Consider the following 16,776-nt stretch of genomic DNA (forward strand, 5'->3'; position numbering starts at 1 on the left):
CGATATGAACGGACAAGAAAATACCGCAGCGTCAGGCAGAGCGGCTATCGAAGTGGCAACGCCGAAGCGGACGAAAGAAATTATTGCGAAGTACGGCTTCTCGTTCAAGAAGAGCTTAGGCCAGAACTTCCTGATCGATCAAAATATATTAAATAAGATTGTCGAGGCAGCAGAACTCGACAAGACGAAAGGCGCGTTAGAGATTGGCCCGGGTATCGGAGCGCTCACGCAAAGGCTAGCCGCTTCTGCGGGCACTGTAACGGCGGTCGAGATCGACAACCGTCTTATTCCGATTCTGCGTGACGTGTTGTCCGAAGAGACGAATACGGAGGTTATTCACGGCGATGTGCTGAAGCTGGACCTAAAGCAAGTATTTCAGGAGCGCTTCAGCGATGTAAGCGGCGTTAGCGTCGTTGCTAACCTGCCTTATTACGTGACAACGCCGATCTTAATGAAGCTGCTCGAGGAGCGCCTGCCGCTGGAGCATATCGTCGTTATGATTCAGAAGGAGGTCGCCGATCGGATGGCGGCCAAGCCGGGCGGCAAGGAATATGGCAGCCTCAGCGTAGCCGTGCAATATTACTGCGTGCCGAAGGTCGTATGCATTGTGCCGCATACGGTATTCATTCCGCAGCCGAACGTCGATTCGGCGGTCATCAAGCTGTCGTTGCGCGACAAGCCGGCTGTTGACGTGCCGAATGAGGACCATTTCTTCCGCGTCGTTCAAGCCAGCTTCGCCCAGCGCCGCAAGACGCTGTTCAACAACTTGACCGCTTTCGTTGGCAAGGACAACCGTGAGGCGCTGACAGCGCTGCTCACAGGTATTGGAATAAACCCTACGCGTCGCGGAGAGACGCTGTCCTTGGAGGAATTCGCAAGCGTTAGCCGCGCGATGCTGGAAGCCGGCTGGAGAGGCTAAGCAATCTAAGGCTCTCCTCCCAATCTGCCCTGCCGCAGCACATAATAATACTCACCATTCGCCCTGTCTGCCCATAGGATAGACGAAGAGGTGATTTACCCATGAAGCAAGGGGACCTGGTCGTCCGCAAATCGTATGGCGGTGACGTGCTGTTCCGAGTTGAAGCTGTTCGAACACATCATGCCGTCCTGAAAGGCACGGACTACCGATTGCTTGCGGATGCGCCTATTCCCGATCTGTCGGTCGTTCGCGACCCGGAGTCGACAAGAGCGGTTCAGCAAGTTCGTATCAAAGTTAATGATTCGCTGCAGCGCATGCACAATCAGAGAGAACGCCAGGCGGCCCGGACCGTCGATAATATCCGGCTTGCAACGCAGGAGAGCCAGCCCTTCTTCGAAGTGCCCGGAAAGGTGCTGCACCTGGATGGGGACAACAACTACTTGAAGAAGAGCATGCAGCTTTATAACACGATGCATGTGCCCTCACATGGTCTGCACGTCCATGAATCTCAGATGGCTGACGTGCTGTACCGACTGCTTCCCCAAGTGAAGCCGGACATCGTCGTTATAACCGGCCATGACGGCGTGCTTAAAAATCGGATGCAAGAGGACCTATATAGTCTAGGCAGCTACAAAAACTCGCAAAACTTTGTTAATGCTGTTCGCGTGGCGAGGGAATATGAGAAGAACCGCGACGGCCTCGTCGTTATTGCCGGCGCATGCCAATCTCATTTCGAGGCGCTGCTGCAGGCAGGCTCGAACTTCGCAAGCTCCCCCGGCCGCATATTGATTCATGCGCTCGACCCGGTCTATATCGCGATTAAGGCGAGCTATACATCGATACGCGATACGGTTAATCTGTCCGATGTCATACACGGCACGATTAGCGGCATAGACGGCGTAGGCGGCATTGAGACATTAGGGCGATTCCGCGTTGGCTTGCCGAAGCCCAAGATTACTTCTGTCGGAGCGACATTGAACCCATAATTTTTTTCTTCATGGCGATTTTTGAGGCTTATTTCTGATGCGCGGCGTTTACGACAACTTCTTAATATGGATAAAACGAAATAAATTATGCATGGATTTTTAAAAAATGGGTGAAAACACCGTTGACAAGTAAATAATGAGGCTGATATAATATTTTGCTTTGTTTGACAAACCCTCTTTTTTTGGTTATAATGGACAAGGAAAGAGGTGGTAGTGGACAATGGCAAAAAATGCGCTATTGGATATAAAACGCAGTTTGGAAGCTCATGTTGGTTCCAAAATCCGTCTTCGAGCTAACGGTGGCCGACGAAAGACCATCGAACGAACCGGAACGTTAGAAGAAATCTACCCTTCTGTTTTCATTGTCAAGCTGGATGAAGAACAGCACGCGTTCAAGCGTGTCTCATACAGTTATGCGGATATTCTGACCGAATCGGTTGAAGTGACCGTGTGCAATGATGAAGGCCTAGGTCAAGTCCGAATCGCTTATCTTCAACAATAGATTGATATACCTACGCCGTAATCGGCTAGCTGACGCAGATCACATCTGCGTCTTTTTTTTTGCCCGCTGCTTTTTACGGACGATGCGTAGGCACCCTGTAGCGAATGAGCTTTAATCGTTTGAAGCATACTACTGTCGTAAAGCGGGACGTTATTGGAGTTCATCATATTCACAACTTGGAGGGATAGCGAATGAGCCGCAGAAGACGAAGTGTCATGTCGGAGGAACTGAAATATGAGCTGGCGAAGGATTTGGGCTTTTACGATACCGTGCAGCAGGAAGGCTGGGGAGGTATCAAGGCCAAAGATGCGGGCAATATGGTCAAGCGGGCCATTCAGCTTGCAGAGCAGGCTGCTGCCAAGTCCAATCGGCCATAATTCGCTTTACGCTTGGGTTAAAGCTAAGCCTCCTGCGGCCAGTCTATGGCTAGCTTAGAGAGCTTAGCTTTTATTGCGTTCGTTTGCTATAATGAGGGATAAGCTTACGAACGAACGGAGAACGCACCTTTATGAAAATATATGAGAAGGCTTCTGCCAAAATTAACTTAGTGCTCGACGTGCTTCGCAAGCGCGAGGACGGCTTCCACGAGGTCGAGATGATTATGACGATGGTTGACCTTGCGGACCGACTGGAGATGGAAGAGCTCCCGCGCGATACGATCATCATATCAAGCCAGGTTGGCTATATACCGCTAGATGAGAAGAACCTTGCCTTCCAAGCGGCAAGACTGATTAAAGACCGTTATGACGTGCGTAAGGGCGTCTATATTCATTTAGATAAGAAAATACCGGTTGCTGCAGGGCTCGCCGGCGGCAGCAGTGACGCAGCCGCTGCGCTGCGCGGCCTGAACAGGCTATGGAAGCTCGGGATCTCCGAGCAGGAGCTGCGCGAGCTGGGTGCAGAGCTCGGCTCGGACGTGCCTTACTGCGTAACGGGCGGAACGGCCATAGCCCGCGGACGAGGCGAACTGCTCGAGCATATCGACAACCCGCCGCAATGCTGGGTCGTACTGGCGAAGCCTCCGATTAACGTATCGACGGCTGATGTATACGGCAGGCTGAGAGCGAATGAGCTGAAGGTCCATCCCTCGATTCCGAATATGAGAGATGCGCTTGCGAGAGGCTCATTCAATGACATCTGCGAAGGGCTTGGCAACGTTCTGGAGGACGTGACGCTGGAGGTTCATCCGGAAGTACAGCAGATTAAAGAAAGCATGATTCGTCTTGGTGCAGACGGCGTGCTGATGTCGGGAAGCGGACCGACCGTATTCGGACTCGTATCGAAGGAAGCCAAGCTTCCTCGTATCTATAACGGCTTGCGCGGATTTTGCAAAGAAGTCTATGTGGTAAGAATGCTTACATAGGGTTGACGTTCTTCTTGATTAAATCCGTATAAAAATGTTATATTGACATTATATTATTCGGATTTAGTGGGGGGAGATGTGTTTGAAGAAATTGAAACGTAGCGCAAGATTGGTAGAAATGACCCAATACCTGCTAAGTCGTCCCCACACGTTAATTTCGTTGACAGCTTTCGCTGATCGTTATCAGTCGGCGAAGTCATCGATAAGTGAAGACTTAGCCATTATTAAAGAAGTGTTCGAAGAGGAAGGTTTCGGTGAGCTGCATACGCATGCCGGGGCTGCGGGCGGCGTGAAGTATACGCCCAAGATGAAKGAAGAGACCGCTTTATCGATTATGAATGGTATTTGCCGTCAGTTGGAACAGCCCGAGAGGGTATTGCCCGGCGGCTATTTGTATATGACGGATATGCTCGGACAACCGGAGATGCTGGCTGACGTTGGCAGAATGTTCGCAACAGCGTTCGCCGACCGCAGAATCGATGTCATTATGACGGTCGAGACGAAGGGGATACCGCTCGCCTACGCGACGGCGTCCTGTCTCAATATTCCGGTTGTAATCGTTAGACGCGACAACAAGGTTACGGAAGGATCTGCCGTTAGTATTAACTACGTATCGGGCTCGACGAAGCGTATTCAGACGATGTCGCTTGCCCGCAGAGCGCTCAAGGAGCAATCGCGCGTGCTAATTATTGACGACTTCATGAAGGCGGGAGGCACGATCCAAGGAATGATGGATCTGCTCTACGAGTTCAAGGCAACAGTAGCCGGTGTCGGCGTATTCGTTGAATCTGGCGAGGTTGAGCTGGAGGAACGGCTATTGGAAGACTACGTTTCCTTGGCGAAGCTGACAGCTGTGGACATGAAGACGAAGCAGACGACGGTTCTTCCGGGCAACTATTTCAAATAACGGAGAGGCTGTGACAAGCGTGACTGCAAAACAAGTACCGCAAGTAGTAGCTACAGATAAAGCTCCTGCGGCGATTGGCCCTTATTCGCAAGCGATCAAGCTAGGGGGACTATTATTTACTTCCGGACAGATTCCTCTCGACGCATCCGGCCAATTGGTCGAAGGCGGTATTGAGGAGCAAGCTCATCAAGTGTTTCGCAATCTTGAGGCGGTGCTCGCAGCAGCTGGAGCAACGTTCAAAGATGTGGTGAAAGCGACCGTATTTATGAAAGACATGAATGATTTTGCAACGGTCAACGGCATCTATGCTTCGTATTTTGGCGACCATAAGCCAGCGCGTTCGGCCGTAGAAGTGGCGCGGCTTCCGAAGGATGTTCTTGTCGAAATCGAAGTCATTTCATCGACAAATGTCGAATGACAACGAAAAACATTCATGTACAAAAAAATATTTTTAAATTAGCATGATTTTACCAAAAAAATAGAAGGATTTTGCACAAAAACGTGGAAGTATACACCAAGTCTCTGATAGGCAAAGGTGGTGAACACAAGTGCAAATTACTGATGTCAGACTCCGCCGTGTAAATTCCGAAGGGCGTATGAAGGCAATCGCTTCCATTACCATTGACAATGAATTCGTCGTTCACGATATCCGCGTGATTGATGGTAACAATGGTATGTTCGTCGCAATGCCAAGCAAACGTACTCCGGACGGAGAGTTTCGGGATATCGCTCATCCGATCTCTTCAACCACCCGGGAGAAAATCCAAGCTGCCGTATTGGCTGAATACGAGCGTGCAGCAGAGGAAGTTGTTATTGAAATCGAAGAAGGCGCTTAATCAAGGGGCTTCACAATTAATATTTTTTTTGGAGAAGAGGGCCATACGGCTCTCTTCTCTTTTGTATACTAGCCGTTCTAATTGTCGGATCGGATTGTGAGTGATAGTTGTCGGCATTCGTATAATGGGATATAGTCATAAAAGAAGTTTGTTAATGAGGCTTGGGAGGTAATTTACGTTGAAGGTTATGGCGATTGTGCTTGCTGCTGGTCAGGGCAAACGTATGAAATCGAAATTATATAAGGTGCTCCATCCGGTATGCGGCAAACCGATGGTAGGACATGTCGTTGATGTAGTAAAGGCGGCTTCCTGTGAGCGGACGGTTGTTATTGTTGGTCACGGCGCAGAAACCGTAAAGTCGTATCTAGGCGATGCGGCTGAATACGTGCTGCAGGAGCAGCAGCTTGGCACTGGACATGCGGTTCGTCAGGCTGAAGCGTTGCTTGGCGGCGAAGAAGGCACGACGATCGTCATCTGCGGCGATACGCCGCTCGTGAAGGCGTCTACGATAGAAGCGATGCTGGAGCTGCATGCGTCGTCCGGCGCAGCGGCAACGGTGCTTACGGCTTCCTTCGAAGACCCGACAGGCTATGGTCGGGTTATTCGCGGCGAAGATGGCGCCGTACAGCGCATTGTGGAGCAGAAGGACTGTTCGCCGGCTGAAGCGGCAGTGAAAGAAATCAACACGGGGACGTATTGCTTCGACAATCGCAAGCTGTTCGATGCGCTGTCTAAGGTAACGAGCAACAACGCGCAAGGCGAATATTATTTGACTGATGTGATCGGTATCTTCCGCGAAGCGGGACAGTCGGTGCAAGGCTACTGCACGGCTGACTTGGCGGAAGCAATCGGCGTGAACGATCGTGTGGCACTTGCCGAGGCTGAAGGTTATATGCGTTCGCGAATTAATCGTGAGCACCTTATTGGCGGAGTAACGATTATCGACCCGGCTTCGACGTATATTGAGGCTGGCGTTCAGATTGGGGCGGATACGATTCTGTATCCGGGTACGATGCTGCGCGGCAATACGGTTATCGGCGAAGACTGCGTCATTGGACCGCAGGCAGACATTACGAATAGTGTGCTAGGAAACGGCGCAACGGTAAAATATTCGGTAGTTGCCGATTCGGTTGTAGGCGATGAGAGCACAGTTGGCCCTTATGCGAACCTGCGTCCCGGCTCGAAGCTTGGACGCGGCTGTAAGATCGGCGACTTCGTCGAGCTTAAGAACGCGACACTGGACGACGGAAGCAAAGTATCGCATCTTAGCTATGTTGGCGATGCGAAGGTCGGAAAGGACGTTAATATCGGCTGCGGCGCGATTACGGTCAATTATGACGGCTTCAACAAGGCGGTTACGGAGATCGCCGACAATGCGTTCGTCGGCAGCAACGTGAATCTGATCGCTCCTGTGAAGATTGGAGAGGGTGCTTACGTCGTCGCTGGCTCGACGATTACCCATGACGTGCCTGCTGGCGACCTGTCTATCGCAAGAGCGCGCCAGGAGAATAAGGCAGGTTATGCGGAGAAGATTCGTTCCCGCGCGAAAGCGAAGAAGGAACGCTCGCAGAAGTAAGAGCTTCGTTCACTTCCGGAATGAAACGCGCTGCGCCGTCAAAGGATGGCGACAGCCGTTTCACCTTGACGTATAGGAAAGTATATGAGTTTGCTCATACTTTCTCTATACGTTTCGACGAAACGATGACGTCTATAGAAAAGACGCCGTCAAGCGTTTCTTCTTAGTGATTAATATACGGCATGATTGGGTAAAGCTATATGGAATATCCATTTTAGGAGGATACCCATATGGCGATAGCAATGAAGGCAGACCAAAGGAATATTTCCACGAAAGGCGAGTTGCGCGAGCTGCGGCAGCAGGGTAAAATCCCGGGCGTTGTCTACGGCAAGCAATTGAGCGCATCTGCCCTTGTGGCAGTCGATGAGAAGGAGCTGCAAGGATTGCTTCGCACGCATCCGAATGCGGTTGTGGAAATTGAGATTGGGGCACAAGGCAAACATTCCGTGATGATCTCCGAAGTGCAGAGAGACTCTCTGAACCGTCAATTGCTTCACGTCGATTTCCATCAGGTCAATATGAATGAGAACGTAAGAGCTCATGTCCGTATTGAAGCGGAGGGCGATTCGACGGGCGTTCGCGAAGGCGGCATCCTGCAAGTCATTCTCCATGAGCTAGAGGTGCAATGCTTGCCGGGAGATATTCCGGAGGCGATTGCGGTTGATATTTCGTCGCTTGGCGTAGGCGAAAGCTTGCTCGTACGCGATCTGCAGCTTCCGCAAGGCGTAGAGGCGAAGTCTGAGCCGGAGATGGTTGTCGTGACCGTCCTTGCGCCTCAGAAAGAGCTGAGCGAGGAAGAGAGAGAGGATGCGGCGGTCKAGCTGGCCGAGGCGGAATCGAGATCGAAGGAAGCGCAGCTGGAGGACTTGAAAACGATCTGATTCTTTTTCAAGTTCGCTATGAAGCGCAAGGCATATAGAGATGTGAGAGGCTGTCCTGAGTTAAACTCAGGGCAGTTTTTTGCACCCTAGAAGGCTAATGGGTACCGATACGTCGAAGATAGCTTGCGTAAAGTCGAAAATAAACTTATGATTCGTTTAAAAGAGCAAGAGCCGTTTATAGGGGAGTACTTATAGATAACGTTAAAAGGAGTACAGCTAACGATGAAGTGGATCGTAGGACTAGGCAATCCCGGAACGCAATATCAAGGGACACGCCATAATGTCGGTTTCATGGCTATCGACGAACTGGCTAGACGCTGGGGAATCTCAGTCACGACGAATAAATGCAGGGCGTTAATCGGAGAAGGTAACGTGCAAGGCACCAAGGTTGTACTTATTAAGCCAATGACGTATATGAACCTGTCAGGGGAGTCGGTACGCGGGTTCCTCGACTATTTCAAGGCCGATCCGGCAGAAGGTTTGATTCTGTATGATGACCTGGATACGGAGATAGGCAAGATTAGGCTTCGCTATCAAGGAAGCGCAGGCGGCCACAACGGCATTAAGTCGCTCATTCAGCACTTGGGCACACAATCATTCAATCGAATCCGTATGGGTGTATCGCGTCCGCAGCCAGGCATGAACATTGCCGATTATGTGTTGTCCAATTTCCCGAAGAGCGAGCAAGATAAGCTGGCAGCGATGATTGAACAGACCTGCGACGCTGTTGAGTTCGGACTTAAGGCTCCCTTCGAGGAGACGATGGCAAAGTTTAACCGCTAGCCTGTTAGAATCTGCCCCTGCTGGGCATACTGAAGGGTAATAACGACTCTTCAGGAGGCATACATATGGCTGTAAACTATATTTGCCGGCATTGCAAAACATCGATCGGCACCATATCGACGGCGGAAATAACGGAGCAGCAGCTCGGTTTCCATTTCTTGACCCCCGAGGAGCGCAGCGATATAATAGCGTATGACCCAAGCGGGGATGTAACCGTTAAGGTCGTATGCGATTACTGCCGGGAGGCGCTTGATGCTAACCCGGAGCTTTCTCTCGTAACGAGCCCGCTGCAATAATGGGTTGGTTGATTGGTTGTAGATGAGACGGACAAGAGCCTTGACCATGGTTAAGGCTTTTTTTGAAATATATTTCGTCTTATAACCAGACTTATATTTTATGTCATGGCGTCAATGGCGATCGTCGTTGATGCTCCATATTCAAGACAATCACTTCGCCGCCTATATGACGGCGAAGTCATTTAGGGTTGAATTCATGTTGAGCGCTTGTAGAGACGGCTGCAGCTGTCTTCTACTATAGATCGCTCTCATACCTTGCAAGTCTGCTTGTGTTAATGCAATCGGAGGTTTGAAGCAGGTTGAGCGGATCACGTTCCTCTCAGCGCTTCATGGCCAGCCGATCGTGTATAGAAACGGGGTGCCGCAAACGTTGAAAGCGCTGATTAAAGCTTTTGCCGCGGATTCGGATGTACAGTCAATTATTTCCGGTATTCGCAAAGGCATGCGCGAGCAGATGATTTCGGGGCTAGCCGGATCTTCCCGTCAGGTGCTCATCGCAGCGCTGCAGGAAGATGTGGGCCGCCCGATGCTGGTCGTGACACATAATATGTTCTCCGCTCAGAAGATTGCGGAGGATCTGCAAGAATGTCTTTCGCAAGAACAAGTATTGTTATATCCCGCGAATGAGCTTATGGCTGCCGAAGCAGCGATCTCGAGTCCCGAGACGCTGGCGCAGCGCATGGATGTGCTGATCAAGCTGTCCAAAGGCTATCGCGGGATTGTTGTCGTGCCATTCTCCGGCGTTCGCCGCTACTTGCCGATCAGCAGTGTGATGGCTGAAGCGCAAATAGAGGTTAAAGTAGGAGATTCAATTCCTCTTGAGGCGTTCCTGCGTCAAATGATGTCGCTCGGTTATGTGCGCGCCGACCGCGTAGAGTCGCGCGGCGAGATGAGTGTGCGCGGCGGTATTGTGGACTTCTATCCGCTGACGACTACCCAAGCGTACCGAATTGAATGGTTCGGAGACGATATTGATTCGATCCGTACGTTCGATCCCGCAGACCAGCGCTCACAGGATCGGCTGCAAGCGTTTATCGTGCCGCCTTGCCAAGAAATATTGGCGGACGATAAGCGGATGGAAGCGGCGGAGCGCCATGCGCAAGGACTGCTTGAGCAGCAGCTTGCTAAGATGACTGACCGTATGGCGAAGGAACGTCTGCGTGCAGAGATTGGCGGCGAACTGGAGCGTCTGCGCGAGCATGTGTATTTCCCTGAAATTTATAAATATATTTCGTTATTGTACCCGGAACGTCAGACGATTCTTGACTATATGCCAAGCGATACGCTGCTATTGCTAGACGAGCCGACACGGTTAATAGAGACGGCTAAGCAGCTCGAGCGGGATGAGGCGGAATGGTCGCTGCATCTACTGCAGAACGGCAAGTCGTTGCCTGGCCTTTCGCTTGCGCGCGCTACGGAAGAGATTCTTCATACCCGTCCGTTCCCTACCTTGTTCTTATCGCTGTTCCTGCGCCAAATTCCGCATACGCAGCCGCAGAACATTTTGAACATGACGAGTCGTTCGATGCAGAATTTCCACGGTCAGATGAATGTGCTGAAGGCGGAGATGGATCGCTGGAAGAAGACCGGTGCGAACGTTATTATGCTTGCCGGAGGCGCCGAGCGGATGGATCGCATGCGCCGCGTGCTTCAGGATTACAGCATTGAACCGCCGATGCTCATTGAGGGCAACCTGCAATCGGGCTTTGAGCTGCCTTCTTCGCATTTGGTCGTCATTACAGAGGGCGAGATGTTCTCGCAGAAGCAGCGCAAGGCTCGCCGGATTGACAAGAAGGTAGACAACGCCGAGCGAATTAAGAGCTATACGGAGCTTAAGGTCGGCGACTATGTCGTACATCAGAATCACGGGATAGGCAAATACGTTGGCATCGGCACGCTTGAGATTGCCGGCATCCATAAGGATTACCTCCATATCCTATACGCTGGCGGCGATAAGCTGTCTGTTCCGATTGAGCAAGTAGATATGATTCAGAAGTATGTCGGTTCGGAGGAGCGGGAGCCGAAGGTTAATAAGCTTGGCGGCAGCGAATGGACGCGCGCGAAGAATAAGGCCAGAGCATCGGTGCAGGATATTGCCGATGATTTGATCAAGCTATATGCGCAGCGTCAGGCAGCGCCTGGTTATTCCTTCGGACAAGATACGTCATATCAGCAGGAATTCGAAGCGATGTTCCCTTATGATGAGACACGCGATCAGCTCCGAGCAATCGAAGAGATTAAGAAGGATATGGAGAAGAACCAGCCGATGGACCGTCTTCTGTGCGGGGATGTCGGATATGGCAAGACAGAGGTTGCGATCCGCGCGGCGTTCAAAGCGGCGATGGACAGCAAGCAAGTCGCTGTGCTAGTTCCGACAACGATCCTCGCTCAGCAGCATTATGAGACGTTCAAGGAGCGCTTCTCCGGCTATCCGATCAACGTACAGGTTATGAGCCGCTTCCGTTCCCGCAAGGAGCAGAACGACACGATGAAAGGGCTCAAGGACGGCCGAGTCGATGTCGTAATTGGGACGCATCGCTTGCTGTCGCAAGATGTAATCTTCAAATCGCTAGGCTTGCTTATCGTCGATGAGGAGCAGCGCTTTGGGGTGTCCCATAAGGAGAAGCTGAAGAAGCTTAAGACGAATGTGGACGTGCTGACGCTGACTGCGACGCCGATTCCGAGAACGCTGCATATGTCCATGCTTGGGGTGCGCGATCTGTCGGTCATCGAGACGCCGCCTGAGAACCGTTTTCCGGTGCAGACGTATGTGGTCGAATACAGCCCTGCCCTTGTGCGGGAGTCCATCGAGCGCGAGCTTGCGCGCGGCGGGCAAGTCTATTATCTCTATAATCGTGTACAAGGCATCTATCAGATGGCTGAGCAGATTAACGCGCTTGTGCCGGATGCTAGAGTGGCCGTCGGCCATGGACAGATGTCTGAGCAGGAGCTGGAGAAGACGATTCTCGACTTCCTTGACGGGGAGTCCGACGTGCTGGTAAGCACAAGTATCATTGAGACAGGCGTCGACATTCCGAATGTCAACACGCTTATCGTTCATGATGCGGACAAAATGGGTCTGTCACAGCTGTACCAGCTGCGCGGACGTGTAGGTCGGTCCAACCGAATCGCTTACGCCTACTTTACGTATCAGCGCGATAAGGTGCTGACGGAAGTAGCAGAGAAGCGCCTGCAGTCCATCAAGGAGTTCACCGAGCTTGGCTCGGGCTTCAAGATCGCAATGCGCGATTTGTCGATTCGCGGAGCGGGTAATCTGCTCGGTGCCGAGCAGCATGGCTTCATTGCATCGGTCGGCTTCGATATGTATTCGCAAATGCTGGCGGATGAGATTGCCAAGCGCAAGGCGGAGATGGACGGCGTAGAGATCGTAGAGGAGAAGCAAGTCAGCACGCTGATCGATGTGAGCATCGATGCGTACTTGCCTTCAGATTATATATACGACAGCATACAGAAGATCGAGATTTACAAGAAGGTAGCGACGATCCGCTCCTTCGAGGAATCGGATGATCTCGATGCCGAGCTTATTGACCGCTTTGGCGATTTGCCGCAGGCTGTTCAGAACTTAATGGCAGTCGCAAGGCTGAAAGTATACGGCGGCTTGTACGGCATTGAGCAAATTAGCCAGAAGGGCGACGATCTGACGCTTCGGTTCGCTGCGAGCGAGAAGCGGCGCATCGATCGGACGAAGGTCGACAAGTTATGTCACAAGTTCGAGAACCGGTTCAAGCAGGGCGGCGAGCAGGACGAATATCCGACCGTCATGCTGAGGGGCAAAGGCCTCGCGATGGAGCAGAAGCTTCATATGATGGAGCTATTTTTGCAGGCATACAAGGATGTGCTTCGCGCGCAAGCACAGTTGCAGAATGTGACACCATAGGCGAGAATTCGCTTTTTGAGTTCTTTTTCTGATACAATACAAACAAGTTCATAATTTGAAAGGGGATTCAACATGTTGCAAAGTTCACGCAAATCGGCATGGCGCAGAAGCGCACTGCTCGTTATTTCAGTGGTGCTTGCTACGACGGTCATGGCGGCATGCGGCAAGAAAAAAGACGATTATACCTTGGAATTCAAGGGAGCGGGCAAAGGTGACGTAGTCGCAACCTATAAGGATGGCGGCAAGGTTACAGCGGAAGAGTTCGACAATTACTTGTCGGTGTTCAAAATTATGCAGCCTACCTACGCTCAGATCATCGATGCATATCAGCCGTTCAAGGAGCAGCTGCTTGAGCAATTCGTATCGTACAAGATCATTGCTTCGCAAGCTTCCGAAGACACGCTTAAGAAGGCTCGCGAAGATGTCGCTACGCAAATGAAGGATTATGAGACGGCTTTGAAAGATAATCCGGATCTAAAAACCGCTATCGAAGAGCAAAAAGTTTCCGATGACGATATGTCGACATACGTAATGTTGACGGCTACCGTTGTCTCTCATATGAATTCCAAAGTAACGGACGAAGAGACGAAAGCCGAGTATGAGGCAAATACGGCTGATTACACGACGATTAGTGCTCGCCACATTCTAGTCGCTACAACGACGCAGGATCAGACGACTGGCGAGGAGAAAGAGCTTCGCACGAAGGAAGAAGCTCTTAAACGCGTTAACGAAGTAAAAGAAAAGCTAAAAGCTGGCGGAGATTGGACTGCGCTTGCGAAGGAATATTCCGACGATCCAGGTTCTAACCAAACAGGCGGCCTGTATGAGAACGAGGTTGCAGGCAAATGGGTAGAGCAGTTCAAGGAAGCGGCGTTCAAGCAAGAGATTGGCGTGCTGGGCGAACCGGTTGAGGTTGAATACGGCTACCACCTGATCCAAGTTGAGAAACGCGATGTGAAAACATTCGACCAACTGGACGAAACAACGAAGGACTCCGTGAAGAACGCTGTCGCATATGCGCATATGGACAAGTTCATGACGGATGAATTGCCTGGCTACGAAGTGAAGGTAACTCTTCCTGAACCGCCTGCAGCAAGCGATGCTCCTGCAACGAGCGACGCTCCAGCGGCAAGTGACGCACCGGCAGCAACGGATGCTCCGAAAGCAACCGAAGCTCCAGCAGCGAAATAATAATGCAATAGGATAAGCCACATAAAGCTGTTCCATGATTTCATATCATGGGGCAGCTTTTTTTGTGTCGCCGTATAGGAATGAGCGCTCACAAATACACGATCGTTCGGAATTTGATCATAAAACCACGACCAAGGTCATATTTATGTTAGTTAAAGTTACGCAATATCGACGATTTGTTAGTAAAAAGCATCATTTTTGGTAACTTGGACTCATTTAAAACTTTTAATGTAAACTATATTGACATGAAAGCTGAGGCCATATTATGATAAGGATGCGAACGATGGAAATGAAATCCATGGAAACGTTCGGAAAATAGAGAAAAATTAAAGAGAACTGGGGAGTGGAGAGATGAAAAAGAGGTTGTTTTATCAATTCGGCTTATTATTAGTGGCATTGACGTTGGTGCTGGCAGGATGCGGCAATAACAATGAGCCGGCTTCGACGAATGAAGGATCGTCGGAGGGGACGAATGCTCCAGCGGCGGCAGAGGACGGCATTAAGGTTGGTATTCTTCACTCCCAGAGCGGCACGATGGCAATAAGCGAAGTTTCGGTAATCGACGCAGAAATGATGGCAATCGATGAAATCAATGCAGCAGGCGGGGTACTAGGCAAAAAAATCATTCCCGTTCTTGAAGACGGCGCATCCGATTGGCCGACCTTTGCAGAGAAAGCCCGCAAGCTCATCTCAGAAGATAAAGTAGCAACTGTATTCGGCGGGTGGACATCGGCAAGCCGGAAAGCGATGAAGCCGGTATTCGAGGAGCTTAACGGACTGCTCTGGTATCCGGTGCAATATGAAGGTCTTGAAGCTTCTCCGAACATCTTCTATACAGGGGCGACGACGAACCAGCAGATCGTGCCTTCCGTATCGTGGCTGCTTGAGAATCGCGGCAAGAAGTTCTACTTGCTCGGTTCGGATTACGTATTCCCTCGCACGGCAAACCTCATTATTAAAGAGCAATTGAAAGCTGAAGGCGGAGAGCTTGTAGGCGAAGAGTATACGCCGCTCGGCCATACGGATTACGCAACAATCATCAGCAAGATTAAGGAAGCGAAACCGGATGTCGTGTACAACACGCTTAACGGTGACAGCAACGTAGCTTTCTTCAAGCAGCTTAAGGATGCAGGCATTACATCGAAGGATATTACAACGTTGTCCGTATCGGTCGCAGAGGAAGAAATTCGCGGTATCGGCGTCGATGTGCTGGAAGGCCATCTGGCTGCTTGGAACTACTACCAAACGACAGATACGCCAACGAACAAAACGTTCGTTGAGAACTACAAAAAGAAATACGGCGACGAGCGCGTAACAGCGGATCCGATCGAAGCGGGATACACGGCGGTTTACCTGTGGGCAGCAGCGGTTGAGAAAGCAGGATCGACTGAAGTAGCCAAGGTCAAGGAAGCGGCGAAGGATCTGGAGTGGGATGCTCCGGAAGGTAAAGTGAAGATCGATGGCGAGACACAACACATTTACAAAACGGTGCGGATTGGCGAAGTTCAGTCGGATGGACAGTTCAAGGAGCTGTGGAACTCAGGCGAAGCGGTCAAACCGGATCCATACCTGAAAGGCTACGCTTGGGCCGCAAGCATACAACCTACCGAATAGGGTATAAGTGACGTCTTCTACGCTTAGACGCAGCAGTACACGGGGGAGTATTCGGAAGCTTCGAATGCTTCCCCTCTGTTTTTAATAACCAAGATGACAACCAAGGGGCGGTATTATGGATGTGTATCTTCTGCAGTTATTCAATGGACTGAGCATCAGCTCGATTCTACTGCTGGTCGCTCTTGGGCTCGCCATTACGTTCGGCCTTATGAAGGTCATCAATATGGCGCATGGCGAGCTTATTATGATCGGCGCTTATTCCACGTATTTAACCCAAAATCTATTCAAGGAATATCTCCCTTCGTCGATGTTCGATTGGTACTTCGTACTTGCCATTCCGGTAAGCTTCGCAATCGCATTCGTATTCGGTCTTATTCTCGAAATGTCGCTTATTCGCTTCCTATATGGCAGGCCGCTCGACAGCTTGCTTGCTACATGGGGTGTCGGCCTCGTGCTGCAGCAGCTCGCTCGCTCGATCTTCGGCGCGCCGAATGTCGCTGTAACGAGCCCTTCCTGGCTCGATGGAGGATTGCAGATTATGGACGGCACGTTGTTGCCGTATAAGAGGCTGTTCATTATTGGGCTCGTTATTGCCTGCCTCGTCGCCATGTACTTCTATATTTATCGCAGTCATGAAGGCAGAAGAATGCGAGCGGTTATGCAGAACCGCGATATGGCTGCTTGTCTCGGCGTATCGACCCGCCGCGTAGATGCGATGACATTCGCAATCGGTTCGGGTATTGCGGGTATTGCAGGCTGTGCGCTCACGCTGATGGGTTCGATTGGCCCTTCTCTCGGAACGTATTATATCGTCGATGCTTTTATGGTCGTCGTCCTTGGCGGCGTCGGCAAGCTGGTCGGCACGGTGCTCGGCGCAATGGGAATAGGGATGTTCAATACACTGTTCGAATATTGGACCAACGCATCGCTTGGCAAAGTGCTCGTGTTCGTCTGCATCGTAGCTTTCCTGCAATGGAGACCGATGGGATTCGTCGCTATGCGCTCGCGCTCACTCGATTAAATA

General features: G+C 51.0%; 16 protein-coding genes. All 16 read left to right on the forward strand.

Annotated features, from left to right (window positions below; all coding sequences use genetic code 11):
* Positions 1-4: 4 nt before the first annotated feature.
* The 16 genes from rsmA to urtB all read left to right on the forward strand — a co-directional run bounded on the left by rsmA (position 5) and on the right by urtB (position 16,773).
* The gene (gene rsmA, locus AC1DF0_RS30650) at positions 5-919 is read left to right on the forward strand and encodes a 16S rRNA (adenine(1518)-N(6)/adenine(1519)-N(6))-dimethyltransferase RsmA (RefSeq protein ID WP_477577284.1); all 915 of its coding nucleotides are present in this window, start codon (positions 5-7) and stop codon (positions 917-919) included.
* Between the two features lie 101 nt (positions 920-1,020).
* Positions 1,021-1,905 carry a sporulation peptidase YabG gene (yabG, locus tag AC1DF0_RS30655; RefSeq protein WP_442050065.1) on the forward strand — a complete coding sequence of 295 codons (885 nt, stop codon included), beginning with the start codon at positions 1,021-1,023 and terminating at the stop codon, positions 1,903-1,905.
* Between the two features lie 220 nt (positions 1,906-2,125).
* Positions 2,126-2,407, forward strand: coding sequence for a biofilm formation stimulator Veg (gene veg, locus AC1DF0_RS30660; protein ID WP_307208015.1), 282 nt, complete (start codon positions 2,126-2,128; stop codon positions 2,405-2,407).
* A 191-nt stretch (positions 2,408-2,598) separates the two neighbouring features.
* Positions 2,599-2,784: a small, acid-soluble spore protein, alpha/beta type gene (locus tag AC1DF0_RS30665; RefSeq protein ID WP_337103125.1), complete on the forward strand. Its 186-nt coding sequence runs from the start codon at positions 2,599-2,601 to the stop codon at positions 2,782-2,784.
* A 131-nt stretch (positions 2,785-2,915) separates the two neighbouring features.
* Complete coding sequence (ispE, locus tag AC1DF0_RS30670) at positions 2,916-3,770, forward strand: 4-(cytidine 5'-diphospho)-2-C-methyl-D-erythritol kinase (protein ID WP_337103126.1); 855 nt, start codon at positions 2,916-2,918, stop codon at positions 3,768-3,770.
* An 82-nt stretch (positions 3,771-3,852) separates the two neighbouring features.
* Positions 3,853-4,677, forward strand: coding sequence for a pur operon repressor (gene purR, locus AC1DF0_RS30675; RefSeq protein WP_477577288.1), 825 nt, complete (start codon positions 3,853-3,855; stop codon positions 4,675-4,677).
* A 19-nt stretch (positions 4,678-4,696) separates the two neighbouring features.
* On the forward strand, positions 4,697-5,095 hold the full coding sequence (locus tag AC1DF0_RS30680; protein ID WP_442050063.1) for a RidA family protein: 399 nt from the start codon (positions 4,697-4,699) through the stop codon (positions 5,093-5,095).
* A gap of 130 nt (positions 5,096-5,225) precedes the next feature.
* Positions 5,226-5,513, forward strand: a complete 288-nt coding sequence (gene spoVG / locus AC1DF0_RS30685) for a septation regulator SpoVG (protein WP_307208009.1) — start codon at positions 5,226-5,228, stop codon at positions 5,511-5,513.
* A 178-nt stretch (positions 5,514-5,691) separates the two neighbouring features.
* The gene (gene glmU, locus AC1DF0_RS30690) at positions 5,692-7,089 is read left to right on the forward strand and encodes a bifunctional UDP-N-acetylglucosamine diphosphorylase/glucosamine-1-phosphate N-acetyltransferase GlmU (protein ID WP_442050062.1); all 1,398 of its coding nucleotides are present in this window, start codon (positions 5,692-5,694) and stop codon (positions 7,087-7,089) included.
* A gap of 230 nt (positions 7,090-7,319) precedes the next feature.
* Positions 7,320-7,970, forward strand: coding sequence for a 50S ribosomal protein L25/general stress protein Ctc (locus tag AC1DF0_RS30695; protein ID WP_477577291.1), 651 nt, complete (start codon positions 7,320-7,322; stop codon positions 7,968-7,970).
* A 222-nt stretch (positions 7,971-8,192) separates the two neighbouring features.
* Positions 8,193-8,753 (forward strand): aminoacyl-tRNA hydrolase, encoded by a 561-nt coding sequence (gene pth / locus AC1DF0_RS30700; RefSeq protein ID WP_337103132.1) that lies wholly within the window; start codon positions 8,193-8,195, stop codon positions 8,751-8,753.
* A gap of 65 nt (positions 8,754-8,818) precedes the next feature.
* Positions 8,819-9,049, forward strand: a complete 231-nt coding sequence (locus AC1DF0_RS30705) for an anti-sigma-F factor Fin family protein (RefSeq protein WP_337103133.1) — start codon at positions 8,819-8,821, stop codon at positions 9,047-9,049.
* Positions 9,050-9,419: 370 nt separating this feature from the next.
* Positions 9,420-12,947: a transcription-repair coupling factor gene (gene mfd / locus AC1DF0_RS30710; protein ID WP_477577309.1), complete on the forward strand. Its 3,528-nt coding sequence runs from the start codon at positions 9,420-9,422 to the stop codon at positions 12,945-12,947.
* Between the two features lie 72 nt (positions 12,948-13,019).
* Positions 13,020-14,138, forward strand: a complete 1,119-nt coding sequence (locus AC1DF0_RS30715; RefSeq protein WP_442050060.1) for a peptidylprolyl isomerase — start codon at positions 13,020-13,022, stop codon at positions 14,136-14,138.
* Positions 14,139-14,489: 351 nt separating this feature from the next.
* Positions 14,490-15,752 (forward strand): urea ABC transporter substrate-binding protein, encoded by a 1,263-nt coding sequence (gene urtA / locus AC1DF0_RS30720; RefSeq protein ID WP_442050059.1) that lies wholly within the window; start codon positions 14,490-14,492, stop codon positions 15,750-15,752.
* 115 nt (positions 15,753-15,867) lie between these two features.
* A complete protein-coding gene (gene urtB, locus AC1DF0_RS30725) occupies positions 15,868-16,773 on the forward strand; it encodes an urea ABC transporter permease subunit UrtB (RefSeq protein WP_442050058.1) in 906 nt (301 codons plus the stop codon).
* The last annotated feature ends 3 nt before the right edge of the window (positions 16,774-16,776 follow it).

The organism is Paenibacillus sp. 05T425 (assembly GCF_056396205.1).